Origin of the sequence: Micromonospora globbae (assembly GCF_036184225.1) — a bacterium.
Classification (GTDB): Bacteria; Actinomycetota; Actinomycetes; order Mycobacteriales; family Micromonosporaceae; genus Micromonospora; species Micromonospora globbae.
Genome location: NZ_CP108084.1, coordinates 3,569,834 through 3,595,532 on the forward strand (window position 1 = coordinate 3,569,834; position 25,699 = coordinate 3,595,532).

The window sequence follows — 25,699 nt, forward strand, 5'->3', positions numbered from 1 at the left end:
CCACACGCCTACCGTGACGTGGTGGTGAAGGTGTACGACCCGGACCCGACGCGGTAGACGGCGTAGTCACCGTCGATCCGGACGAAGTCCGCCCGGTCGGGCGTCCCCAGTGGCCGTCCGCCCTGCAACGGGACCCAGACGGACGCCGTGGTGTTCGTGGGCACGGTGACCGAGAGCCGGAAGCGGCCGTCGGTCCGCGACCACTCGGAGCGGGCCAGCCCCGCGGGCGTCTGGTAGCTGCCCTTGACGGAGGTCAGGTCACCGACGACCTTCGGCTGGATGACCAACTCGCGGTAGGCGATGCTGCCGTCGGCCGCCCGGATGCCGGCGAGCCCGCTGTGGAACCACTCCTCGATCTGGGCGAGGATCATGTGGTTCTTGGAGTCCCCACGGTTCCACCGCTCCCCGATCGTGGTCATGCCGCCCGGGTTGGCGGTGGTGGACGCCATGAAGTAGCCGTAGCTGGGCTGGTCGTCCTCCTGCAGCAGGTCCCACAGCACGTCGTCGCGGCCGCCCGCGGCGAGGGCCCGGACGGTGGGTGCCATCCCGATGGTCCCGCCACTGAAGTGGGGGCCGTCGCCGTTGGGATGGAACGCGTAGACCAGCTCGACGAGGGCGTCGAGGACGGCGCCGCGCTCGCTGTCGGGGACGAGCCCGGCGTCGAGTGCGAGGGCCTGGGCGGTCTGGGTGGCGCCCGCGGCGCCGGCGTTGCCCTCCGCCGTGTACCGGCGCAGCTGGGTGTTGTAGAAGTGCGCGTTGAAGGCCGTCCTGATGTCGGCCGCCAGCGTCCGGTACTTCTCCGCGTCGGCCCGGTGGCCGGTCAGCTCGGCCATCATGGCGAGCTTGCTGATCATGACGTAGTAGCCCCAGGTGCCGGTGATCCGGCCGGAGGTCTGGTCCGCCGACACCCAGTCGGCGAGTGCGGCGTCGACGATGTGCGCGTCGGCACCCTCACCGACCTTCTCCCGCTGGATGTAGTCGGCGAAGGCCACCATGTGGTCGTAGTAGCGAGCCATCGTCTGGGTGTCGCCGTAGAGCTCGTAGAGCATCGCCGGCACGAGGATGATGGCGTTGCCCCAGTTGATCTCGTCGCCGAAACGTCCGCTGTAGCCCCAGTCGTACACGGGCGTCTTCAGGGCGACGTTGCCGAACATCGGCGTGTCGGCCACGGACTGACCTTCGACCAGGTGGTGCATGGTCGTGCGAAGGTACGCGGCGAGCTGTTCGTTGCGGTGGATGGCGCCCATGGGCATGGTGTAGTCGGCGGGATACGAGAGCTTCTCCCGGCCGGGGCAGTCGGTGAAGACCGACATGATGTTGCTCATGAACGAGTAGCGGGACATCGTGTGGATGCGGTTGACCCGGGCGTTGGAGGTCGTCACCTCGCCGGCCAGGGGTGTGGCCGCCTGCAGGCGCAGTCCCCGGACGGTGTCCTTCGTGGGGACATACCCCTCGGGCAGGCCCGTGACCTGCACCCACTGCATGCCGAAGTAGTTGAAGTCCGGGTGCCAGGTCTCCCCGCCGGGGAGACCGGCGGTGGTGTAGGTGTTGAACAGGTCCCGGCCGCGGCTGCCGCCACCGCCCATGAGCGAGGCCTGGTCGACGGTGCCGTCGGCGGCGAGCGACTCGGCCGGTGACATGCGGATCGTCGTGCCCGCCGGCACGGTGTCCTGCAGGCGCAGTTCCGGCCATCCGACGATGTTCTGTCCGAAGTCGAACACCCAGGTGCCGGGTGCGGGGTTGGTCACGGAGACCGGAGTGAACGTCTCCACGATCCTGACGGGCTCGGCCGCGCGGGCGACGAGCTTCGTGGCCAGGTTCGGTGGCGGGGCGATGCCCGCGTTCGTCCAGCCGGTGGGGGTGCCGTCGCGGCGCGTGGCGGTGGCCGACAGGTCGGCGCCGGGAGCGTTCCAGCCGGGCTGCTCCCGGCGGGCGTCGTAGTCGGCGCCGGAGTACCAGGCGTCGGTGACGAGCGGTCCCAGCGCGGTGCGCCAACTGCGGTCGGAGACGATGACGTCGGTTCCTCCGCCCGCGTACGAGATCTCCAGCCGGGCGATCAGGCGTGGCGTGACGGCGGCGCCAGCGCTCGCGTCACTCGCGGCGATGTTGTTGCCGGAGCCGGTGACCCGCGCGCCGGCGGCGTGCGACGCGGCCAGCGCCGGGGTGAAGGTGATGCCGGTGCCGTCGGGGCCGGCGGTGCCGATCGCCGTGATGGTGCGGGACTCGAGGCGGTCGCCGCCGTCGCCGGTGTCGATGTTGATGGTGCCGCCGACGTGGTAGTTGGCGACGCTGGTGAGTTTCACGGTCGTGGCGCCGGCCGCGGCGTCCGCGGCGAGGCTGCCGCTGCCCTTGAGCTGGCTCTGCCACCAGGAGTAGGGGGCGGTGCGGCCGACGGCCGGGTTGGTGACGCTGCGGCGCACGTACGCGGGGCCGTTGCCGAGTTCGACGCCGAGGGTGTTGGCGCCCCGGCGCAGATCCCGGGTCACGTCGTAGGTGCGGTACTCGCTGGACAACTGGTAGTTGGAGTTGCCCGGGGCGAGGACCTCGTCGGTCAGCGTCCGGCCGTTGAGGGTCGGCTTGTGCAGGCCGACGCCGGAGAGGTACAGGCGAGCGGAGCCGACCTGCTTGCGGCGGTCGACGGTGAACTGGCGGGCGAAGATCGGCATGGGCTGGTTCTCCGCGCGGCCCGGGTACTCGATCCAGCGGGCCGGCGCCCAGTCGCCCTGCTCGAGCAGACCCATCTCCCAGGAGGACGGCCCGCTCCAGTCGGACGGACGCCGGTCGGCGTCCCAGACGCGTACGCGCCAGACGACCCGCTCGCGTGACGCGAGGGGCTTGCCGGCGTACCGGACCCCCGTCTGCAGATCGGACGGGATCCTGCCGGAGTCCCAGATCAGCCGTCCGCGCTTGAGGTTCGACTCGCTGGTGGCCGCCTGGACCTGGTACCCGGTCTGCCGGTCACCGGGGCAGGCCACCCGGGCGCGCGGCCGGTGGCAGGGGTGCGAGGCCGCCTTCCGGGTCTCGACGATCTGCCAGCCGAGGGTGGGGCTGGCGTTGTCGATGCCCAGGGGTTCGTCGTACCTGCCGTCGACCTGCAGGTTGACGACCCGGACGTTCGCGGCTCCGCCGCCACTCCGGGCGGAGGCCGGTGTGGCGGTCACCGCCTGTGGCGCGATCAGGGCCAGGCAGAGGCCCACTCCGGTGAGCGCCCTCGCGCGTCGTCTCGGTCTCGACACTGGTGCCGTCCTTCCCCGCCGGCGCTCGTGCGCCGGCGTCAGTGGTGGTGGTGGTGGTGTGGTGGCGCGGGGGGCCCGGCGGAGGCGGCGCATTCGGGCGCTGTGCCGTCCGCGGGGATGGGAAGCGGTCAGGTTCCCGCCCGGTAGTCGGCGTCCATCGCCGCGAGCACCTTCTGCGGCGTGGACTGGCCGCTGAAGATCTCCTGCAGGCCGGAGAGCATGGTTTGCTGCACCTTGGCGTTGGGCCACAGCTGGTCCATGAACGGCACGGTCCGGTTGTCGTTGATGAAGGTCGTCAGGTCGGCGAAGGCCGGGTCGACGGTCGAGCCGCTGTCGGGCAGGGACGGCAGGCTGCCCTGCTTGGCGTTGAACACCCTCATGCCCTCGGGCGACATGACGAAGGTGATGAACCTGAGCGCCAGCTCCTTGTTCTTCGCCTTGGCGTTCACTCCGTAGCCGGCACCGGCCGCGGCGGGCATGACGAACGTGGACGGATCGTCGGTGGCGGGCAGCGGTTTCAGGACGAACGTTCCGCTCGGGTTCTTGCCCTTCAGCAGCGCGACCACCCAGTTCCCCTGGACGATGCCGAGCGTCCTGCCGGTGGCGACGAGTTCCTGGCTGGCCTCGTAGCTGGTGCCGAGCGGGTTCTTCTGGAAGCAACCGGCCGTGTTCATCTCCTGGTACTTGGCCATGGCCGTGCTCCACGGGGAGTCGGCGAAGGTGGCCTGGCCGGCCTGCATCCTCGTGTCGAAGTCCGGGTCGGTGCCGTAGACGGTCGTGGCCACCAGCGCGTACAGGACGAGCTGGGTGACCCAGTTGTCCTGGATGCCGAGCGCGAAGGCCGGGGTGCCCTTGGCCGCGGCGGCACGGCAGAAGGTCAGCAGCTCGGTCCAGGTGCCCGGCGGGGTGAGGCCGGCCTTCCGCATCGCCTCCTGGTTGTAGATCGCGCCGATGCCGTTGAGCCCGAATATCGCGTTGTACGTCCTGCCCTCGTACCCGGCGACGCTCTTGACCGCGTCGGGCAGTCTGGCCGCCCAGGGCTGGTCGGACAGGTCCAGCAGGTAGCCGGGCTCGGCGAGCACGTAGGTGGCGCCGGGGTTGCCGTTGCCGGGCCAGACCGACATCACGTCGGGTGCGGTGCCGGAGGCCAACTGGGTGCGGATCTGCTGCTGGTACTGGTCCGCGCCGCTGGTGGTGAAGTTGACCTTGACGCCGGGGTTCGCCGCCTCGAATGCCTTGATGACGTCCTCGACGGATCCCTGGTCGACCGAGGCGAGGGTGAGGACGTCGGACCCGCCGCCGGAACCGGCGTTGGTGCCACTGCTGCAGGCGGTCATCGCGCCGATGATGACCGTCGCGGCCAGGACGGCCGCGAGTCTCGTGCGGTTCATGGGTGTCTCCCTGTGGAGGAGCCGGTCAGGGCACCACGTCGGGTGCCGTGGCGGTGAGGGTGTAGCGGCCGGACGTGAGCCGCAGGCTGACCCCCGCGGCGAACGGCTCGACCCCGAGAACCCCGGGCCGGCCGGCGGCGGGTGCGTCGTTCTCGCACACGCTGCCCGGATCCGGTGTGGGGATCTGCAGTACGGCGGTGCTGCCGGGCGGCACCGTGACGGTCACGGTGATCCGGCCGTCGGACATCGACCATCCGCAGGCGACCCGTCCGCGGGCGGTCTCCTGCTCGGCACGGGCCCAGGTGAGCCGGCCGCCGGGCAGGGGCCGAAGCAGGAGTTCGCGGTAGGCCACCGACGACGGTGTCTGGTCGATGCCGGCGACTCGGCCGAAGAGCCAGTCGCCGACGCTGCCGAGGCTGTAGTGGTTGAACGAGTTCATCGCCGGCGACTGGAAGCCGGCGTGTTCGGTCCATCCGTCCCAGCGCTCCCAGATGGTGGTCGCGCCGTGGCGAATGGAGTACCCCCACGAGGGGTACCGGTCCTGATGCAGGAGGGCGTACGCCAGGTCGGCCCGGCCGTGGTCGGCCAGCACCGGGCACAGCAGGGCCACGCCCACGAAACCGGTGGTCAGACGGTGGCCGCGTTTCTCGATGTCGGCGGCCAGATGCTCGACGGCCGCCGGCACGAGCCGCTGCGGCAGGAGTCCGAACGCGAGTGCCAGCAGGTAGGCCGTCTGCGTGCCACCCTCGACGGTGCCGTCGTCGCCGACGTACGAGTCGACGAACGCCGCACGGATCCGGGCGTGCAGGTCGCGGAGCTGCTCGGCCTCGTCGTGGCGGCCGAGCACCTCGGCGGCCTGGGCGACGAGCTGGGTGCTGTGGGCGAAGTACGCGGTTGCCAGCACGTCGCGCCGCGTGGTGACGTCGACCTGGAGCCAGTCTCCGTAGGAGTTGCCGGTGCGGTTCCGCCAGCGCAGGTCGGGGTTGTGCCGGTGGACGTGGTCGACCCAGGCGCGCATCGCGTCGAAGCCGCGTTCGAGCACGCGCCGGTCGCCGTAGACGCGCCACAGGTACCAGGGGATGATCACTCCGGCATCGCCCCAGGCGGGCGCCGCCTCCCGTCCGAGCGTGACGACCGGTGCCACGTCGCGGAAGGCGCCATCGGCGTCCTGTCCGTCCACCACGTCGCGGAGCCATCGGGCCAGGAAGGCGGAGACGTCCGCGTTGCGGCCGGCGGTCGGGGCGAAGATCTGCGCGTCGGCCAGCCAGCCGAGCCGCTCGTCACGCTGCGGGCAGTCGGTGGGTACCGCCACGAAGTTGCCGCGTTGCCCCCACGCGATGTTGGACTGCAACTGGTTGACCACGGGGTCGGAGCACTCGAACCACCCCGTCCACGGCGTGTCGTTGTGCAGCACCCGGGCGACCACGTCGGAGAGGCGCAACTCGCCCGGGTGGTCGGCCACCTCCAGGTAGCGGAAGCCGTGGTACGTGAACCGGGGCTCGAACACCTCGACGGGATCTCCGCCGGTGACGTACACGTCGGTTGCCCTCGCCCGGCGCAGGTTGTCCACGTACAGCTCCCCGTCGGCGAGCATCTCCGCGTGCCGCAGGACGATCCGGTGTCCCGCCGTGGCGGCCCGTACGGTCAGCCGTACCCGTCCGACGAGGTTCTGCCCGAAGTCGACGACGTAGCGGCCCGGGCCCCGCCGACGGATCTCGACGGGTGCCACGGTGCGGGTGACGCGGATCGGGTGGTCCGGTTCGGCGACCAACGGGCCCGGCGCGGTGTCGAGCACCGCGACCGGCCGGAAGCCGGCGACACCGGGGAGGTCCCACCCGGGCACGTGCTGGCGGTGGTCGACGTACTCGCCCATGAGCAGGTCGGCGGCGCGGATCGCGCCGGGGCGCTCGGTCCAGTTGCCGTCCGTGGCCACCACCTGGCGGGAGCCGTCGGCGAAGTCGAGCACCAACTGGGCGAGGAAGGCGGGCCGGTCGCCGTAGTGCTGGGCGGGCCGCCGCGGGTCGAAACCGACGTACCCGCACCACCAGCCGTCCCCCACGATGGCGGCGACCACGTTGGCGCCGGGACGGAGAAGGTCGGTGACGTCGTACGTCTGGTACTGAAGCCGGCGGTGGTACTCGGTCCAGCCGGGCGCCATCTCGACGTCACCGACCCGGGCACCGTTGAGACGCGGCTCGTAGACGCCGCGTGCGGTGGCGTACAGCCGGGCTCGCACCGGCTGCCGCGCGAGGTGGAACTCCCGGCGCAGGTACAGCGGTGGTGACGCCAGCGGTGGTGAGGGGAGATCCTCGTCGGCCGGTGGGTCGACGTGCGGCAGCAGCGCCGGGTCCCGCCCGATCCACACGGCCGTCCAGTCGTCGCGGTGCAACAGTCCGGTCTCGAACCAGCTCTGGGCGGCGCCCGCCTGGGCGCCCGTCTCGTCCCAGACCCGCACCCGCCAGTGGTAACGGGTGGCCGACCGTAGGGCCGGGCCGTCCCACGGCACGAGCAGCCCGTCCCCGGACGAGCGGCGGCCGGTGTCCCAGACGAGCCGGTCGGGGTCGTCCAGGTCCGCCGCCCGCTCGGCCGCCGTGATCTGGTAGGCGCTCTGCGCCGCACCCCGCCGGTCGGATTCGAGTTTCCAGGACAGTCGCGGACACCGCTCCCCGACACCGAGCGGCTCGCGTCGCTGTTCCGCCTCCAGGCCGTACGGTCTCATCCCTTCAGCCCTCCCGCGAAGCCGTTGATGATGCTGCGCTGCAACGCGAAGTAGAGGACCAGGATCGGCACGATGCTGATCACCAGCGCCGCGAAGATGAGGTTCCAGTCGGCGACGTACTGGCCGACGAAGCCGGCCAGCGCGACCGGCATGGTCTGCTGGTCGCTGCCGCTGAGGTAGAGCAGTGGGGTGAAGAAGTCGTTCCACACCGCGATCGCGTTGAGGACCAGCGCGGTGACCGTGACCGGCCGGAGCATCGGGAAGACGACGTGTCGGAAGGCGTCCCAGGGGCGGCAGCCGTCGATCAAGGCGGCGTCCTCGAAGTCGTGGGGCAGCGCCCGGATGAATCCGGTGTAGAGGAAGGTGGTGAAGGGCACCTGCAGACCGGCGTAGAAGAGGACGAGCGCCCAGACCGTGCCGAGCAGGCCGAGGTCCCTCATCGTCTGGTAGAGCGGCAGCGCGGCGAGTTGGAACGGGAGCACCAGGCCCAGCATGATCAGCAGGAACATGGCGCGGGACCAGCGGGCGGTGGCGCGGGCCAGCGGATAGGCCGCCAGCGACGAGACGGCCAGCACGACGACGACGCTGATGCTGGTCACCAGGGCGCTGTTGACGAGCGCGCCACCCAGCCCGCCCTCACGCCACGCCTGGCTGAAGTTGGCCAGGGTCGGAGACGTCGTGGGGCGGATCGGCGAGGACGTGTCCGACGGGGCCCGGACGGCGAGGTTCACCAGCACGTACACCGGGAAGGCGACCACGACGGCCGCGGCGATCATCGCCAGCTCCAGGCCGAACGTCCGCCAGCGGTAGCGGTTCACGATGCTGCCCGTTCGTTGCGGGCCAGCACCAGGTACTGCCCGGTCGACGCGACGGCCACGATGATCGTCAGCACCACGGCGAGGGCGATGCTGTAGCCGAACTCGCCCAGGGTGAAGGCGTCCTTGTAGATGAGCGTCGAGATGGTGTCGGTGGCGTGCCCGGGACCACCGCCGGTCAGCGCGTACACCTGGTCGAACAGCTTGATCCCGCCGATGATCGACAGCATCAGGTTGATCGTGATCGCGGGCGCCAGTTGCGGCCTGATCACCGACCAGAACCGCCGTACCGGTCCGCTGCCGTCGATGGCGGCGGCCTCGTACAGCTCCTTCGGCACGGACTGCAGCCCGGCCAGGAAGATCACCATCGAGTAGCCGGCGAACTGCCAGACGATCACGGCCACGATCGACCAGAGCGCCAACTGGGGGTCGCCCAGCCAGTCCTGCCCCCACCGGCCGAGCCCGACCGCGCCGAGCAGGCTGTTGACGGCGCCGTCCGGGCCCAGCAGGTTGCGCCACAGGTACGCGGTCACGATCGGCGTGACCACGGCCGGAGCGAACAGGAACACCCGGAGCACGGTGCGGGACTTGATCAGGCTGTTCACGCCGAGCGCGAGCAGCAGCCCGATCCCGTTCTGGATGATCGTGATCGAAACCGCGATCACCACGGTGTGCCAGATCGCCTGGACGGCGTCCGGGTCACGGGCGATGCCAGCGAAGTTGTCGAGCCCGACGAACGAGAGGTCGGGGCTCAGTCCGTCCCAGTCGGTGAAGGCGTAGTACACGCCTCGCGCGCTGGGCACGAGGACCACGAAGGCGAACAGCAGCATCGCCGGCGCCGCGAACCACCAGGACGGTGATCCGCCACGCCCATGGCCGGCGGCCGACCGGCCAACGGTCGGCGTGGATGCCCGGGTGAGACGGGCGGGGGTGAGAGTCATCCGCGAAATCCACTCTTGAAACGTTTCAAGGAAGCGCCGCAGGAAAGGTGGAGCCTGGTCGGGGGAAGATATCGGAGTGGGTAACGTTTCCCAAATGTTTCGGCTGACCCTAGAAGTTCATCGAAGGGTCGTCAAGAGGTCTGGTGATGACGCGGTTTAATTCCGGGTCTACGCTCTGGGCAACGTTGCACAGAGCTGGAGGTTATGAGTGGACGAAGCGCCCTCCCGACGCATCACCATCGTCGACGTCGCACGGCACGCTCAGGTGTCCACCACCGCGGTGTCGAAGGTGCTGCGCAACGCGTACGGCGTGAGCCCGAAGATGCAGGCGAAGGTGCGGCAGGCGATCAGCGAGCTCGGTTACCGTCCCAACGCCTCCGCCAGGGGCTTGCGGGGCCGGACGTACACCATCGGCGTGATGCTGCCCGACATCCGCAACCCGTTCTTCGCCGAGGTCCTCGACGGCCTCACCGGCCGTATCGCCGGCACGGAGTACCAGGTCCTGCTCGGCCCCGGCTGCAACGGCGAGGACGCCGAGGCTCGCGTCATCCACGCCATGATCGACCGCGGCATGGACGGCCTCATCCTGATAGCGCCCATCTCCGCGCGCGCTCACCTCGAGCGGGTCGCCGCCCTCGTCCCCACCGTCGTCGTGGGCCGGCACGGGCACTCCCACACCTACGACACCGTGGCCGACGACGACCTCACCGGCGCCGCCCTGGTCGTGAACCACCTCGCCGACCTCGGCCACCGCCGCATCGCCCACATCGAACACCACGAGAGCACGCCGGACTGCCTCGCCGAGATGCCCAACGCCATCCGCGCCGAGGGTTACCGGCGGGCCATGCGGGCCAGGGGCCTCGCCGACGGGATCGACATCGCCTCCACGACCTACACGCAGGAGGGCGGTTACCTTGGGGCGAAGCAACTGCTCGCGCGCCCCGTCCGGCCCACCGCGATCTTCGCCGGTGCCGACATCGTCGCCATGGGCGCCCTCGACGCCATCGCCGAGGCCGGCCTGAGCGTTCCCACCGACATATCCATCGCCGGCTACGACAACACCACGTTCGCCGCGTTCCGGCCGATCTCGCTGACCAGCGTCGACCAGGCCGGTCACGAGATCGGGGCCAACGCGGCCCGGCTCCTGCTCGACCGCATCGCCGACCGCAGCCGTCCCACCGCGCAGGTCAAGCTCTCCCCCACCCTCGTCGTCCGCCGCACGACCGCCCCGCCACCGGCCTAGCGGTCCGCGCGCCGCCCCGGGCTCGACGTTCTCCGAGCCCGGCACGAACCCGCTGGACGAGATCGGCCCGCCAGGATCACTCGCACTCCGCGCTTCCGGCGCCTCCGGCCGGGGGAAGGCCCACCGCTGCCCTACGCACGGGCCCCGCCTCCCCACCTGCTGTGGCGTGGGTCACCTCGGTTCACGGCGGGCCGGTCGTGGTCCGTCCTGGGGTCGTCAGTGACACGCGAAAGGACACAGGACCATGTCGACCACCGCCACCATCGTCACCATCGCCGCCGCGCTCTGGGTCGGATTCTCCGCCGCCTCCGTCTTCCTCCGCGCCACGTGGGTCGTCGGACCCCTCGCCGAGTACGGGGTGCCCCGCTCGTGGTGGCCGTGGCTCGGGGTCGCCAAGGCCGCCGGATCGGTCGGCCTGCTCGTGGGCCTGTTCGTGCCCGTCGTCGGCGTGCTCGCCGCCGTCGGCCTCGTGCTCTACTTCGTCGGCGCCGTCGTCACCGTCCTCCGGGCCCGTTCGTACGGCCACGTGCCGTTCCCGTTGCTGTACCTGGCGCCGGTCGTCGCCGCCCTCGCACTCGGGTTCCCCGGCTGAGGCGACGCGGGCGGGCCGACGGGCACCCGCGGCGGCGGTGCGGCCACTAGGCTCGCTCATCCCGTGTGAGACCACGACCAGGAACAGGTGAGGTCACCGTGCAGGTCTGGATCGACGGCACCGCCACCACGGTGACCCACGTCGCCGAACTCGACGCGATCCTCGGCGACGAACCACCGGGGGAGGTGACTCTCGCCAGCGACGCCGCCTGGCGGACCCTGCACATCAGCTTCTGGCGAGATCGGGCCGGCCTGTACTGGGAGAGCGAGACCGACATCCTCCTCGCGTGGGGCCCGGTGCCGCCGGGTGCGCCGGGAAACCAGGTCGTCGGCGACGCCGAGTACGCGTACGACGACCCGCGGTTCGCCCTTCCCGACGGCATCGAGCCCTTCGAGGTCACCCACGCCGAGGCCCGGCAGGCGGCCCACGAGTTCCTGCGAACCGATGGACGCCCCACCAACGTCCAGTGGGTCGTCAAACCCTAGACGCGACGGCAGCGGCACGGTTCGCGGGCCGGCGGACGGTGCCGCTGCCACGCCTCCGGCCCGGCCGGGCGTCCCCTGCGGGTGGACGTCGCGCACGAGCAGCCCGTACGCGTGCGGGCGTCTCGGCAGATGTCCATGCGGCGCGCCGCGGAGTTCGTGCATCTGCCGGATGACGATCAACCGGCCTTTTCGTAGCGTCCGGGGGTGGTCGCGCCGGCGCGTGAGGGAGCGTCGCCCGCGGGCCGGATGAGGGGGAGGTCGATGAGGGCGATCATTCCGATCGGCACGGTGCTGGCGATGCTGGCCGTGACGGCGCCGGCAGTCGCGGCCGAGCGGGTCGAGACGCCGACGGTCACCGTCGCGGACGGAGTCACCCAGCCGGTGTTCGGATACGCCGACGCGATCCGCGAACGGGTCTGGGTCGACACCGACGTGGACAGCGACCGGGACGGCATCAAGGACGTCGTCCGTGTCGACCTCATCCGGCCGGCCGCCACCGAGCGGGGTCTTAAGGTCCCCGTCATCATCGACAACAGCCCGTACTACACGACGTTGGGGCGCGGCAACGAGTCCGAACTCAAGGCGGACGTCGACGGTGACGGCCTTCTCGACCGCTGGCCGCTGTTCTACGACAACTACTTCGTCCCCCGTGGCTACGCCGTCGCGCTCGTCGACATGGTCGGCACGGCCGGCTCCACCGGCTGCCCGACCATCCAGGGCGCGAACGAGAACGCCACCGGACCGGCCGTCGTCGACTGGCTCAACGGCCGCCGGGACGCGCACGACTCGCACGGCGATCCGGTGGTGGTCGACTGGCACAACGGCAGGTCCGGGATGATCGGCAAGTCGTACGACGCGTCCCTGGCGATGGCCGCGGCGGTGTCCGGCGTCGAGGGCCTGTCGACGGTGGTTCCCATCGCCGGTCCGTACAACTACTACGACTACACCCGCGCCAACGGCATCGTGACGCGTGGCAACAACTACCTCGGGTCGCTCGCCCGGACCATCACGGCGGACGACCCCGCCCGTCAGTCCCGGTGCGCGCCGGTCTGGAACGAGATCGCGGCCGACGACGGCGACGAGCACGGCGACTACACGCCGTTCTGGCACGAGCGGAACTACCTGGACGACGCCGCGAAGATCAAGGCGAGCGTGTTCCTCGTGCACGGCATCCAGGACGACAACGTCCGGGCGGATCACTTCAGCAAGTTCTGGGAGGCGCTGAAGACGTACGACGTCCCCCGGAAGCTGTGGATCGGCCGGGTCGGGCACGTCGAGCCGTTCGACTTCCGCCGGGACGTCTGGGTCGACACGCTGCACCGCTGGTTCGACTACTGGCTCCAGGGCGTCGACAACGGCATCACCGGCGAGCCGAAGGTCGACGTGGAACCGTCCGTCGGCGTCTGGGAACGGCACGCGGACTGGCCGATCCCCGGCACGGGAAACGTCAACGTCTGGCTGCGTCCGGGCGCCGGCAGCACCGGCGAACTCGCGCTCACCCCGGCCAAGGCCGCTCCGACGACCCGCTCGTTCACCGACAACCCGAGCCAGACCGAAGCCACGATGATCAGCAACCCCGACCAGCCGAACGGGAGCCGCCTGGCCTTCCTGTCCCCGCCGCTGGCCGAGGACCTGCGGATCTCCGGCACTCCCGTGGTCGACCTCGTCGCGTCGTCGAGCCTCGACGAGGCGTACTTCGGCGCGATCCTCGTCGAGTACGGGCCGAGCACGCAGAACAACCGGACCGGTGACGGCGTCGTCCAGACGACGTTGCCCGAGGAGTGCTACGGCGAGTCGAGCCCGTCCGACGACGGGTGCTACCGGCCCGTCGCGTACCGGCCGACCGACGTCACCCAGTGGCGGGTGACCAAGGGGATCCGCGACGGGCAGAACCGCGACTCGATCGCGGCGCCCGACCCGATGACGCCCGGCCAGATGTACGAGATCAGCATTCCCCTGCTGCCGGAGGACTACGTCTTCTCCGCCGGCAACCGGATCGGCGTCGTCATCGTCGGCAGCTACCGCGGCTACTCGGCGGCGACGCTCGCCTCGCGGCCCACCATCACGGTCGACACCAAGGTCAGCCACGTCTCCCTGCCGGTGCTCGGCGGTCAGCAGGCCGCCCGCCGAGCCGGGATCCCGCACCGCTGACGTCCGCCGACCAGCAACGACGCGGAAGAGTCACCCTCGGGCGAGGGTGACTCTTCCGCGCCCGTCCCGCTATCGCCAGTCGGTGTCCGCGCCCCGCGTGCGGCCCAGTGCCACCCACGCCACGACCACCGTGTACGCGCACAGCACGCCGAGACCGCCCCACCACGGCAGCGGGAAGTAGCCGGCGGACGGGGCGTGGTGCGCCGTCACCTGTGGATACTCCACCGCCGTCTGTCGGACGGCGAAGCCGGCGGCCGGGGTCAGCCGCAGCAGCCACTCGGCCACCCCGTCCGGCAGCAGCGGCACCGTGGTGACGGCGTACGGCAGGGCGACCAGCGACAGCCCGACGGCCATCGCTGCCCCGCCACGGCGCAGCCACACGCCGAGCCCGTACGCGAGGGCCGCACAGAGCGCGAGCACCACCGCGACGCCGACGATCACCCGAGCGAGGGTCGGCGCCGGCACCGGCTGCACCGGGATGCCGTTGTGGTCGAGGATCGCCATTCCCGCCGGGACGACGACACCGGCGGCGACCAGACCGGTGACGAAGGCGGACCCGGCGACGACGGCGGCCCGCGCGACGACCACCCGACGGGTGGGCCCCTCGTGCGCCGTGCGCGTACCGTATCGGGCCGCGACGACGAGCAGGACGGTCAACGCGACGACCAGGCCGGGCAGGGTCGTCCCGACGCCGCGCGCGCCGTCCTCGCTGAGCGGCCCGATGTCGCCGGTGCCGCTGACCGTGATGACGCCGTCCCTCTCGATGGCGCCCGAGGCGTTGTGGTACTTCTCCCAGTCGGTCTGGTTCATCTGGCCGATCGGGTCGCTGTGCCATCCACCGGCGGCGCCGCCCTCGACGGTGACGTTGTCGAAGACGCCGACGGCCTGGGTGAACCGGACCTCCTCGACCGCGCCACCGAGGCCGACCGGGCGGAGCGTGAGGTCGCCGGGCGAGGTGGCGAAGAGGCCGACCTGCACGACGTCCGGCAGCCCGTCGAGCGTCGCCGTCGCGACGGTGTGCCACCGCGTGCCGTCGGCCGACTCGGCACCGGTGATGGTGTCGCCCGACCGGGTCAGACGCAGCCAGCGCGGGGACTGCTCCGTGACGGGGCCGGGGCTCCCGGCGACGTCGTGCGTGTAGTCGTACTGGAAGCGCACGCCGTTGCCGCCGGTCATCGTGAGCGCCGCGTAGCGCGAGCCCTGCCGCAGGCCGTCCTTGACGATGATCCCCGCCTTCGCCCACGGCACCAGCCCGGGCACGATCCGGTCGTGGTGCGGTGGTGGGTAGGTGATGGTTCCGGTCATCGACGTCAGCCGGACGGTGATGCTGCCTTCGCGGCCCAGGTCGCGATGCAGGAACCAGAATCTGTCGCTGACGACGGAGCCGTCGTCGGCGACGGGAACGGCCGGGCAGGCGCCGGCGCAGGACGAGCGGTTGCCGGCGGCGGACAACAGGCCCAGCGCGATGACGGCGAGTGCCGCGGCGGCCAGGGCGATCAGGCGGCTCGGGCGGCGGAACGCGGTCCATGCCCGGCGCAGGAGTTCGGTGGTCGACATGCCGCCGGTTCTACGCAGCGGGCCGTCACACCGTCCGAACAGGCGCTGTCACGCCGTTGTTAGGTCGTGCGGGGCATGCTGGTGGGGTGCTCAGGCTGCGCAGCGGGACCGTCGGGGCCCGGTTCACGATCTTGTACGCCGTCGTGTTCCTCGCCTCCGGCGTCGGGCTGTTGGGCCTGGCCTTCCTGCTCTCCGGCGGCGGCACGAGCAACGCCGTGCCGGCCCGCAATCCCCCGGCCTCCGCAGTGGGCGACCTCGACGCGGCGCAGCAGCGCATCCGCCAGTTGGAGGAGCAGTTGGCCGGGGCGGACGCCCAGCAGGCCCGGCAACTGCTGGTCGGCTCGCTGGTGGCGCTGACGGTGATGGCGGTCGTCTCGTTGCTGCTCGGCCGGGTGCTGGCCCGGCGCGTACTGCGGCCGTTGCGGCTCATCACCAGGGCCACGCGGGACATCTCCGCCGACAGCCTGCACCGGCGGCTGGCCGTCACCGGGCCCGCCGACGAGGTGAAGGACCTCGCCGACACCATCGACGAACTGCTCCAACGGCTCGAGGCGTCGTTCGTCGCACAGCGCCGCTTCGTGGCCAACGCCTCGCACGAACTGCGTACGCCGCTCACGACGATGCGGGCGTCGCTGGACGTCGCGGTCGCCAAGCCGGACCCGGACGCCTCGACGGTGGCGCTCGCGGACCGCCTCCGTACGCAACTGGACCGGGTCGACCACCTGCTCGACGGGTTCCTCGTGCTGGCCCGGGCGCAACACGGCGCGCTGGCCGACACGGCCGTGGTCGACCTCGCCGACCTCGTCGGCGCGGCGCTGCGGGAGAGGTCCGCCGACGCGCGGGCGAAGGGGCTGCGCGTGGCGTCGGTCGTGCCGTCGGCGACACACGTCCAGGGCAGCGAGGCGCTGCTGGGGCGGTTGGTGGGCAACCTCGTCGACAACGCCGTGACCCACAACGAGCAGGGAGGTTGGATCCGGATGGCCGCGTCCGCGACCGAGGAGCAGGCGATCGTGCTGATCGTGGAGACCGGCGGGCGCGTCCTCGACCAGCGGGAGGTCGACCGGCTGGCGCAGCCGTTCGAGCGGCTCGGCGCCGAGCGTACCGGTTCGTCCGGCCTCGGCCTGTCCATCGTGGCGGCCGTGGCGGCCGCGCACGGTGGCCGGCTCGCCCTGCTCGCCCGACCGGAGGGCGGCCTGCGTGTGTCGGTCACCCTCCCGGCCGCGAAGGTGCCGGTGCGGGCATGAGGATCCTCGTCGTCGAAGACGACCACGCGCTGGCCGAGGTCGTCGCGGAGGGGCTGCGCGACCAGGGGATGGCCGTCGACCTCGCCCACGACGGGCTGACCGCCGCCGCCAAACTCGACCTCACCGCGCACGACGTGGTGGTGCTGGACCGGGACCTGCCCGGCCTCCACGGCGACACACTGTGCCAGATGATCAGCGAGCGGCCGGACCGGCCGATGGTGCTGATGCTGACCGCGGCCGGCGCACCCGGGGATCGGGTCAGCGGCCTGACCCTGGGCGCGGACGACTACCTGGCCAAGCCCTTCCATTTCCCGGAGCTGATCCTGCGCGTCCGTGCGCTGGCCCGCCGCAGGCCCGACGCACGCCCGCGGACACTGCGCGTCGCCGGGATCGAGTTGGACCCGGTACGCCGGACCGCGGTTCGCGACGGGCGGCACCTGCACCTCTCCGTGAAGGAGTTCGCCGTGCTGGAAGCGCTGCTGCTGGCGAGCCCCGGCTTCCTGAGCACCGAGACGCTGCTCGAACAGGTCTGGGACGAGAACGCCGACCCGTTCACCAACACCGTGACCGTGACGGTCGGCCGGCTGCGCCGCAAACTCGGCAACCCACCGGTCATCGCCACGACGCCAGGAGTGGGCTACCGGATCGCCTGATCCGCGTGCCCCTATAGTCGGGCGGTGAACGCGGAGCAGGTCCGGCAGGCGTACGCCTCCGTCGCGGAGCTCTACATCGAGCTGTTCGGCACGCGCCAGCAGGTGCACGCCGACGACCTCGCCTTCATCGGGCGACATCTGGCGGGCCGACCCGGCAGGGTGCTCGATCTGGGCTGCGGGCCCGGCCACATCACCGACTACCTCCGCTCCCTGGGCGCCGACGCGACGGGGATCGACATGGTGCCCGAGTTCATCGCCCACGCGCGAGCGACCCACCCGGACGGCGACTACCGCCTCGGGTCGATCGACGACCTCGCCGCCGCCGACCACTCCGTGGCCGGCGTCCTGGCCTGGTACTCGTTGATCCACCTACCGCCGCGGGAGGTCGACGGCGTGCTCGCCGATTTCCGGCGGGTGCTGGCCCCGGACGGGACGTTGGTGCTCGGTCTCTTCACCGGTGACGAGGTCGCCGCCTTCGACCACAAGGTGGCGACCGCCTACCGCTGGCCCCTCGACGAGTTCTCCCAGCGGCTGGCGCAGGCCGGCTTCACGGAGGTCGAGCGGCTGGCGCGGCCCGGCGACGGCACCCACCGGCCGCACGCCGCCGTCGCGGCGGTCGTGACGGACGGGTGAGCCGGACCGGCGAGGCTCACCGGACGACCCCGCAGGGCCCGCGCGGACGCCAGGTGGTCCTGATCCACCCATCTTCGGAATGACCATTCCAGCTGGGTAGGGTGGCACCGCGGGTGCGGGGCACGACGAGCCGATCGTGACCCGCCCGAAGGCCGGTGCCGGCCTGCTTGTCCGGTATCGGCCCCACGAGGCCGCGGCGACGCGGAAGGGGGCGAGCACGGCTTGGACCTTCGCATCGCGGATGAGTCCGGCGCTCCGACCGGGTCGCTGGTCGGCCGTGCGGACGAGCTGCTGTCGACCCACAGGTTCCTGCGGCAGGCGGCGGTCAACGGCGGGGCGTTGCTGATCTCGGGAGAGCCGGGGGTCGGCAAGACGGCACTGCTCGACGCCGTCGCGGAGGCCGCCGCGGAGACGGGTACGCGGGTGCTCCGGGCCGCCGGGGTCGAGTTCGAGGCCGACGTCAGCTACTCGGGGCTGAACCAGCTCCTGTTCCCGCTCTACGACGCCTTCGGCGAGCTGGCGCCCGCCCACCGGGAGGCGCTGCGGGTGGCGCTGGGGTTCGGCACCGGCCAGCCGCCGGACCGGCTGCTGGTGTCCAACGCGGTGCTGCTGCTGTTGCGGGCCACGGCCGTCGCGCAGCCGCTGCTGCTCATCGTCGACGACCTGCCCTGGCTGGACCGGGCCAGTTCGGCGGTGCTCGGGTTCGTCGCGCGCAGGCTGGTCGGCACCAGCGTCGGGTTCCTCGCCGCGTGCCGGTCGCAGACCGCCAGCTTCTTCGAGCACGGCGGGATCCCCGAGTTCGAACTGCAACCGTTGCCGGCCGCCGCCGCCGAGGAGCTGATCGACCGACGCTTTCCCGACCTCGCGCCCGCCGTCCGGCGCCGGCTGCTGTCCGAGGCTCGCGGGAATCCACTCGCCCTGCTGGAACTCCCCAGCGCCCTGACCGGGCCGCAACGTCTCGCCGCAGCGTCGCTGCCCGCGGTCCTCCCGCTGACCCGGCGTCTCCAGGTGCTCTTCGCGTCGCGGGTGTCCCGACTGCCCGAGCCCTGCCGCCGGCTCCTGCTGCTCGGAGCACTCGACGGTACGGGCGATCTCGGCGTCCTGCTCACGGCCGCGGGCGAGTACGACCTCGACGACCTCGCACCGGCCGAACGTGACCAGCTCGTCCACGTCCACGGCAACAGCCGCCGCTTCGCCTTCCGGCACCCGCTGATCGAGTCGGCCGTCGTGGAGGTCGCCACGAGCAGCGAGCTGCGCTGGGCACACACCGCCCTCGCCCGGACGCTGGTCACCCAGCCGGAGCGCCGGGCGTGGCACCTCGGCGAGGCCACCGTCGGCCCCGACGAGGAGGTGGCCGGCCTGCTGGAACAGGCCGCGCACCGGATCCTGCGCCGGGGTGACGCGGTGGGCGCGGTGGCATCCCTGACGCGCGCGGCCGAACTCACCCCGGACGCCGTCGACCGCGGCCGGCGTCTCGCCCAGGCCGCGTACATCGGCGCGGACGCCGGCGGCGAGCTGGCCAACGCGTCGCAGTTGCTGGACGACTCCCGACGGGCAAGCCCCGGCGGCTCGCTGTACGCCAGCGCCGCCGCCGTGCACCTGCTCCTCAACAGCGACGGCGACGTCCGGACGGCGCACCGGCTGCTGGTCGGCGCCATCGAGTCCGGCGACCACGGCTACGACGCCGACGATCCGGCTCTCCTGGACGCGCTGCACACGCTCCTGGTCCTGCTGCTGTGCTTCTTCTCCGGCGAGCCCGCGGCGTGGGAGCCGTTCTTCGCCGCGCTCGGCCGGCTGACACCCGAGGTGCCCGCGCCGCTCGCGGTGGCGGCGGCGAGCTTCGGCGACCCGGCACGTACGGGTCAGGCGGCGGCGAGCCGCTTCGACGTGATGGTCGCCGGCATGAGGGACAAGGTCGACCCGACGCAGATCGTCCGGATCAGCATCGCCGCGATCTACCTGGACCGGCTCTCCGACTGCCGGGACGCCGACTGGCGGGTGGTGCGCCTCGGGCGCGAGGGCGCGGCGCCGACCCGCCGCCACCTCGGCGCGCTGTTGCACCTCTGCTTCGACGACTACCACAGCGGGCGGTGGGACGAGGCGGCGGAACTCGCCGAGGAGGGCCTCCGCCTGTGCGACGAGCACGGCTTCCGGTTCGTCGCCTGGTACTTCCAGTACGTCCAGGCGCTGCTCGCGGCGGCGCGCGGCGACGCCGAGGCCAGCGACACGTTGACCGACGCCATCCTGCGTTTCGCCGTGCCACGCGGCGCCCGGGCCGGGGAGGTCTACGCCTACCACGTCCGGGGCCTCAACGACCTGGCGCGTGGCGACCACGAGAGCGCGTACCAGCACGCGACCGCCATCAGCCCCGCCGGCCGGCTCGCGCCGTACGTGCCGCACGCCCTGTGGGGATGTCTGGATCTCGTCGAGGCGGCCGTACGCACCAACCGCCTCACCGAGGCCGCCGCTCACGCCGCCGCGGTCGACGAGGCGAACCTGGCCGGCGTGTCACCGCGGCTCGCGCTGCTCAGCGCCGCGGCGTCGGCGTTCGCCGCCCCGGACGACGAGGCCGAGGAGCTGTTCGAGGCGGCGCTGGCGCTGCCCGGCGTCGAGCGCTGGCCGTTCGACCTCGCCCGCGTGCGGCTCGTGTACGGGGAACGGCTGCGCCGGCTCCGGGCGACCGCGAGGGCTCGGACGCAGCTCCGGACCGCGCTGGCGACCTTCGAGCTGTTGGGCGCCCGGCCGTGGGCCGAACGCGCGGCCAACGAACTGCGCGCCACCGGCCTGACCAAGCCGCGGACCGGCGCCCGGTCCACCGTCCTCACCCCGCAGGAGCGGGAGATCGCGGAGCTCGCCGGGTCGGGACTGACGAACAAGCAGATCGGCGAGAAGCTGTTCCTCTCGCACCGGACCGTCGGCACCCACCTCTACCAGATCTTCCCCAAGCTGGGCATCACCTCCAGAGCGGCGCTCCGCGACGCGCTGGCGGCGCTCGGCGACGACGAGGCCCCGGAGCCCGACGAGCTGCTCTGAACGCCCGGGGCCGCGCCGGTGCCGGCCGTCACGCCGCCGGCTCGACGCCCTCCGCGCGCTGCTTCAGGCGCAGCAGCGTGTCCTGGTGCGCGTAGTAGATCTCCTCGGCCGGAGAGTTGCGCATCAGCACCGTGGTGAGTTCCCGCTCCACCTTCTTGGCGATCACGTGCGTGCCGGGGGCGACCGGGACGAGGATCCAGGCCTGGTAGATGCTCAGGTCGACGGAGGAGCCGATCCAGCCGAACCGGGTGTCCGGCTCGTACTCGGTGACCACCGCCTCCAGCCGCACGCCGTACATCTCGACCTCGAACTCGCAGCCCAGCCGGATCCCGCCCGGGACGCGCGTCGCACGCACCTCGGGAACCCAGTCAGGCCACCGCGCGACGTCGACCAGGTGCGCGTACACCTGCTGGGGCGACGCCGCGATGAGGGCCTCCCCGTGCATCGAGGACTCCGCGCGCGGCTGCGTGACGTCCGAGCGGTACGTGTCCCGGCGCGCCCAGGACACGCCGTGGCCAGCCCGGGGGTGAATCATCTCGGTCTCCTTCGCCTGTTCGTGGCACCGCTCGTCGCGCCGGCCCCGCCCGCTCCGACGACGTACGGGCGACGGCCAGGTCGCTGCTCGGGACCACTCTCCCGTCGCCGGGCGGGCGAGTGACCGGTCGAATGACTGGGCGGACGACGGTCCCCGGCCCCGGAGCGTCGCCGCCCTGGTCAGGGCACGGCGGAGGACCGGCACGGCGGCGGGCCGGGCGCCCACCCGCGCGTGACCTACGTCGGCGCTCCGGCCGGTACGTCATCGGAGCGGGAGTCGTACGCCGACCGCAGCGGCGCCCGCCCAGTCATCCGACGGATGCGGCCATCGGCGCCCTGATCCGAGTCTTGAACGGCCGCGGAGGACACGGGCAGCACTGGCCGCCGCCCGCGGCGCCCCTCGCCGCGAGGGATCAGATCAAGGAGGATGCACGATGCCGTACATCACCGTCGGTGAAGAGAACAGCACCGCCATCGAGCTGTACTACGAGGACCACGGCACGGGCCAGCCGGTCGTGCTGATCCACGGCTTCCCGCTCGACGGGCACTCGTGGGAGAAGCAGTCGGCCGCGCTGCTGCAGGCCGGCTACCGGGTCGTCACCTACGACCGCCGCGGCTTCGGCCGGTCGAGCCAGCCCGCCGTCGGGTACGACTACGACACGTTCGCGGCGGACCTGAACGTCCTCATGGAGAAGCTCGACCTGACCGACGCCGTCCTCGTCGGCTTCTCGATGGGCACCGGCGAGGTCGCCCGGTACGTGAGCCGGCACGGCTCGGCGCGGGTCGCGAAGGTGGCCTTCCTCGCGTCGCTGGAACCGTTCCTGCTCAAGACGGACGACAACCCGACCGGCGCCGCCCCGCGGGAGTTCTTCGAGGGCGTCGCGGAGCAGGCGCGCAAGGACCGGTACGCCTACTACACCGCGTTCTACGCCGACTTCTACAACCTGGACGAGAACCTGGGGACCAGGATCAGCGAGGAGGCCGTCCGGAACAGCTGGGCCGTCGCCGCGTCCGGTGGCTGGTACGCCGCCGCGGCCGCGCCCCTGACCTGGTTCACCGACTTCCGGGGCGACATCCCCACGATCGACGTGCCGGCCCTCATCCTGCACGGCACCGGCGACCGGATCCTGCCCATCGACGCCACGGGACGCCCGTTCCACCGGGCGCTGCCGGACGCCGACTACGTCGAGATCGAGGGTGCGCCGCACGGCCTGCTCTGGACGCACGCCGACGAGGTCAACAAGGCGCTGCTCGCCTTCCTCGAGAAGTGACGACCTGAACGGGCGATGACGGCGGGTGGGCAGGAGGGTCCCTGCTCCTGCCCACCCGCCGGCGGCCCCTTCGGTCAGGCCAGGATCTCGACGTACCCGTCGGTGCCGTGCACGCGGATCCGCTGCCCGTCGCGGATCCGCCGGGTCGCGTCCACCACGCCGACGACGGCCGGCAGGCCGTACTCCCGTGCGATCACCGCGCCGTGCGTCATCAGCCCCCCGACCTCCGTCACGAGGCCCGCGACGGCGACGAACAGGGGCGTCCAGCTGGGGTCCGTGTAGGCGGTGACGAGGATGTCGCCCGGTTCGAGGTCGGCCTGCGCCATGTCCAGGATGACGCGGGCCCGCCCTTCGACGGTCCCGGCCGAGACCGGCAGGCCGACCAGCGCGTCACCCGGCACGTCGTCGCGTCGGTACGCCCCGCCGACCGCCTCGCCGTCCGAGGTGAGCACCCGCGGCGGTGTGAGGGACTCGTACGACCTGAACGCCTCCCTGCGCTCGTCGATGAGCCGGTGGTCCACCTCCCCGCTGCGCACGATGTCGTGCAGCTCCTCGAACCTCAGGTAGAAGATGTCCTCCCGCTCACGGAGCACGTGGGCCCGCACCAGGCGCTCGGCCTCGTCCAGCAGGGCCTGCTTGTAGACGAGGTACCGGCTGACCATGCCGTACTTCGGGTACTCCCGGTAGCCGTTGAAGGTCCGGGCCAGGTCGATCATCCGCTTGGCCTCGGCGGCCTTCTGCTCGCCGTCCGGCAGGGCCCGCAGGCGCTCCAGGACGTCGCGTTCCTTCGCCTGCGCCTCCCGCAGGCCCTGCGCGAAGCGCCGCTCGCCGGCGCCGGGCTCGAAGTTCCTGATGTTGGCGAGGATCAGCGGCACGAGCGTGGTGGGTCGTTCGCTCCAGCGGGGCCTGGTGATGTCGATCTCACCGACGCAGCGCATGCCGTACCTATCGAGGAATGCCTGGATGGCGTCCCGCGCCTCCGGCCCACCCGCCAGCTTGGGCAGCTCGTCCAGGAAGCCGTCGTCCTCGACGTGCTGCAGGAAGGCCACCACCTCCGGATGCGGGCGGATCGCGTCGGCGACGTCCAGGAGCGCCAGCCCCATCTCCGCCGTGACGTTGTGCGGGACGGACTGGGTGAGCGTGTCGGCCGGGTTCTTCTCACCCAGCCACTCCCCCAGCTGGTCGTTGAGCCAGCGTGTGGCCTCCATCCCCGCCATGATCACCTGGGAGCTCTCCGGCGCGAACAGGAGCCGCCTCAACTCCTCGATGTCGGCCCGGATGAAGTCGAACAGCGCCGATCCGGACACCGTGCGGATGTCCCGCTTCAGAGCGGCGACGGACGCCTGGTTGCGTTCGATCAGCTCGGTGACGACGGCCGGATCGGGCTCGATCGCGGTGGGCGCGCCACCGCCGGGCGGCACCCAGCCCGAGGTGTCGTCGGGGGCCGGGCGGATGAAGCCCTCCCGCTCGACGACCGTCCGCAGCGCGTCCCCGAGCAGCGGATCGGACCGCCCCATCAAGTCCAGGAGACTGGCACGGCTCGCCGGCGCGGCCAGTTGCGGGGTGACGTCGACGAACAGCCTCCCGCCGGCCTCGGCCATCGGCCGGGGGGTCGTCATCTGCCAGAAGGAGAGCCCGAGGGGCTTCATGGCGTCGGTCATCATCTGCCCGTGACCGACGGAGACGTAGACGTGGTTCTCCCCGTCGTCGGTCGCCGGAACGGGGAACAGCGTGGTGACGGGCCGGCTCTGGACCACATGGAAGTCGTCGTCGACCAGGCACCACTCGATGTCCTGAGGGCGGCCGGCATGCTGCTCGATCCGCCGTCCGAGCCGCACGAGCCGGAGGACCTGCGCATCGGTCAGGGCGGGCTGCTCCTGCCGCTCCGGCTCGACCGCCACGTCCCGCGTCCCGCCGCCCGGCACGGCCTGGACGGCGAGCCGCTTGGCGGCGGCCGCCCTGGCGACGATCTCGTCGTCGCGCACCGTGAACACGTCCGCGTTCACCCGTCCGGAGACCAGGGCCTCGCCGAGGCCGAAGGTGGCCTCCACCGAGGCCACCTTCCGATTGCCCGTGACGGGGTCGGCCGTGAACAGGATGCCGGCCGCCTGCGGGAAGACCATCCGCTGCACGACCACGGCCATGTGGACCTTCCGGTGGTCGATGCCGTTGCGCTGGCGGTAGGTCACGGCCCGCTCGGTGAACAGCGAGGCCCAGCAGCGGCTGACGTGCCGGAGAATCGCCTCCGGCCCCACGACGTTCAGGTACGTGTCCTGCTGCCCCGCGAAGGAGGCGGTCGGCAGGTCCTCGGCCGTCGCGCTGGACCGGACGGCGTAGGCGGCGTGCTCGCCGAGCTGAGCGAGAGCGCCGGTGATCACCGTCGCGACGTCGTCGGGGACGGTGATCCGTTCGATGGTCCGGCGTATCTCCGCGGCGAGCGTACGGATCGCCTCCCGGTCGTGCGGGTCCAGGCGCGACAACTGGTCGAGCCGTTCGCCCACCGACGGGGCTTCCGCCACGGCACGCCGGTAGGCGTTCGTCGTCACGCAGAAACCGGCCGGTACACGGATCCCGTCGATGCGCGACAGCTCCCCGAGGTGCGCGCCCTTACCGCCGACGACCGCCACGTGCGTCCCGTCGACCTCGTGGAGATCCATCACGTACTGTTCGCTCACGCGGCACCTCCGCGGTGGCCGTGCCGGGTCGGACCGCACCGGCCGGTCGCACGACCGGCGCACAACGCTGTCTCGAACGTCTTGTGGGGCACGTTCTCGTTTCCTTTCGTCTGGCGACCCGGCCGCCCAACGGGTCTCGGCCGGCGGCGAAGCATCGAAGAGCACGTCCTGGCATCCCGGCTGCGCGCCGCGCGGCACTTGCCGTGCCGGGAACCGGCGGCGCCCGGCGTCACCGCGTACGCCGACTCGGTACGTGCACGGCGTACCCCCGTTTTCGCAGGTTGTGGGCTCGGCCGACGATTCTGCGGCATATGTGGGGTCTTGCCGCAAGCCCCCCACCCTGCTATATGTTGAGAGTGGCGGGGAGCAGATGCTCCCCCTTTTTCATGTGGTCCTCTGATCACCGCGCTCCCGACAGCGATCGGCCGTCAGAATTTCCTGGCATGGCTGCCGACAACCACCCTGTCGACCTTGCTCGCCGTCTCTCCCACGTTCGATGGCTCACCGACCTCGCCACCCGATTCCG

At 71.7% G+C, this 25,699-nt stretch carries 17 protein-coding genes; 9 read left to right on the forward strand and 8 right to left on the reverse strand.

Annotated elements, in window-relative coordinates; all coding sequences use genetic code 11:
• Nucleotides 1-8: 8 nt before the first annotated feature.
• The 5 genes from OG994_RS15760 to OG994_RS15780 form a co-directional block, all read right to left on the reverse strand.
• The gene (locus OG994_RS15760) at nt 9-3,236 is read right to left on the reverse strand and encodes a family 78 glycoside hydrolase catalytic domain (protein ID WP_328850153.1); all 3,228 of its coding nucleotides are present in this window, start codon (nt 3,234-3,236) and stop codon (nt 9-11) included.
• Between the two features lie 128 nt (nt 3,237-3,364).
• Nucleotides 3,365-4,627 (reverse strand): ABC transporter substrate-binding protein, encoded by a 1,263-nt coding sequence (locus OG994_RS15765; protein ID WP_120329506.1) that lies wholly within the window; start codon nt 4,625-4,627, stop codon nt 3,365-3,367.
• 25 nt (nt 4,628-4,652) lie between these two features.
• Nucleotides 4,653-7,346 carry an alpha-L-rhamnosidase gene (locus OG994_RS15770; protein ID WP_328850154.1) on the reverse strand — a complete coding sequence of 898 codons (2,694 nt, stop codon included), beginning with the start codon at nt 7,344-7,346 and terminating at the stop codon, nt 4,653-4,655.
• A complete protein-coding gene (locus OG994_RS15775) occupies nt 7,343-8,164 on the reverse strand; it encodes a carbohydrate ABC transporter permease (RefSeq protein WP_120329504.1) in 822 nt (273 codons plus the stop codon). The genes OG994_RS15770 and OG994_RS15775 overlap by 4 nt, the downstream gene beginning before the upstream one ends.
• On the reverse strand, nt 8,161-8,991 hold the full coding sequence (locus OG994_RS15780; RefSeq protein ID WP_240033009.1) for a carbohydrate ABC transporter permease: 831 nt from the start codon (nt 8,989-8,991) through the stop codon (nt 8,161-8,163). Before OG994_RS15780 ends, OG994_RS15775 begins: the two co-directional genes overlap by 4 nt.
• Before the next feature lie 319 nt (nt 8,992-9,310).
• Between OG994_RS15780 and OG994_RS15785 the strand changes: the two genes are divergently transcribed.
• The 4 genes from OG994_RS15785 (at nt 9,311) to OG994_RS15800 (ending at nt 13,573) form a co-directional block, all read left to right on the forward strand.
• Complete coding sequence (locus tag OG994_RS15785; protein WP_328850155.1) at nt 9,311-10,345, forward strand: LacI family DNA-binding transcriptional regulator; 1,035 nt, start codon at nt 9,311-9,313, stop codon at nt 10,343-10,345.
• Between the two features lie 244 nt (nt 10,346-10,589).
• The gene (locus OG994_RS15790; protein ID WP_120329502.1) at nt 10,590-10,937 is read left to right on the forward strand and encodes a DoxX family protein; all 348 of its coding nucleotides are present in this window, start codon (nt 10,590-10,592) and stop codon (nt 10,935-10,937) included.
• 98 nt (nt 10,938-11,035) lie between these two features.
• Nucleotides 11,036-11,422 carry an Imm1 family immunity protein gene (locus OG994_RS15795; protein ID WP_328850156.1) on the forward strand — a complete coding sequence of 129 codons (387 nt, stop codon included), beginning with the start codon at nt 11,036-11,038 and terminating at the stop codon, nt 11,420-11,422.
• A gap of 261 nt (nt 11,423-11,683) precedes the next feature.
• Complete coding sequence (locus OG994_RS15800) at nt 11,684-13,573, forward strand: CocE/NonD family hydrolase (RefSeq protein WP_328850157.1); 1,890 nt, start codon at nt 11,684-11,686, stop codon at nt 13,571-13,573.
• 69 nt (nt 13,574-13,642) lie between these two features.
• On the opposite strand, the gene OG994_RS15805 is transcribed toward OG994_RS15800, so the two are convergent.
• Nucleotides 13,643-15,130: a hypothetical protein gene (locus tag OG994_RS15805; protein WP_328850158.1), complete on the reverse strand. Its 1,488-nt coding sequence runs from the start codon at nt 15,128-15,130 to the stop codon at nt 13,643-13,645.
• Nucleotides 15,131-15,216: 86 nt separating this feature from the next.
• On the opposite strand from OG994_RS15805, the gene OG994_RS15810 reads away from it, so the two are divergent.
• The 4 genes from OG994_RS15810 to OG994_RS15825 all read left to right on the forward strand — a co-directional run bounded on the left by OG994_RS15810 (nt 15,217) and on the right by OG994_RS15825 (nt 20,693).
• Nucleotides 15,217-16,374: a sensor histidine kinase gene (locus tag OG994_RS15810; RefSeq protein WP_328850159.1), complete on the forward strand. Its 1,158-nt coding sequence runs from the start codon at nt 15,217-15,219 to the stop codon at nt 16,372-16,374.
• Nucleotides 16,371-17,027, forward strand: coding sequence for a response regulator transcription factor (locus OG994_RS15815; protein ID WP_120329497.1), 657 nt, complete (start codon nt 16,371-16,373; stop codon nt 17,025-17,027). Before OG994_RS15810 ends, OG994_RS15815 begins: the two co-directional genes overlap by 4 nt.
• A gap of 24 nt (nt 17,028-17,051) precedes the next feature.
• The gene (locus OG994_RS15820; protein WP_328850160.1) at nt 17,052-17,660 is read left to right on the forward strand and encodes a class I SAM-dependent methyltransferase; all 609 of its coding nucleotides are present in this window, start codon (nt 17,052-17,054) and stop codon (nt 17,658-17,660) included.
• Between the two features lie 222 nt (nt 17,661-17,882).
• A complete protein-coding gene (locus OG994_RS15825) occupies nt 17,883-20,693 on the forward strand; it encodes a helix-turn-helix transcriptional regulator (RefSeq protein WP_328850161.1) in 2,811 nt (936 codons plus the stop codon).
• 28 nt (nt 20,694-20,721) lie between these two features.
• Here OG994_RS15825 and OG994_RS15830 read toward each other — a convergent pair whose 3' ends face one another.
• The gene (locus OG994_RS15830) at nt 20,722-21,228 is read right to left on the reverse strand and encodes an SRPBCC family protein (RefSeq protein WP_328850162.1); all 507 of its coding nucleotides are present in this window, start codon (nt 21,226-21,228) and stop codon (nt 20,722-20,724) included.
• A 433-nt stretch (nt 21,229-21,661) separates the two neighbouring features.
• Between OG994_RS15830 and OG994_RS15835 the strand changes: the two genes are divergently transcribed.
• Complete coding sequence (locus tag OG994_RS15835; RefSeq protein WP_328850163.1) at nt 21,662-22,498, forward strand: alpha/beta fold hydrolase; 837 nt, start codon at nt 21,662-21,664, stop codon at nt 22,496-22,498.
• 74 nt (nt 22,499-22,572) lie between these two features.
• Here the strand turns inward: OG994_RS15835 and rph are convergent, their stop codons facing one another.
• Nucleotides 22,573-25,155 (reverse strand): rifamycin-inactivating phosphotransferase, encoded by a 2,583-nt coding sequence (gene rph / locus OG994_RS15840; RefSeq protein ID WP_407942609.1) that lies wholly within the window; start codon nt 25,153-25,155, stop codon nt 22,573-22,575.
• Between the last annotated feature and the right edge of the window lie 544 nt (nt 25,156-25,699).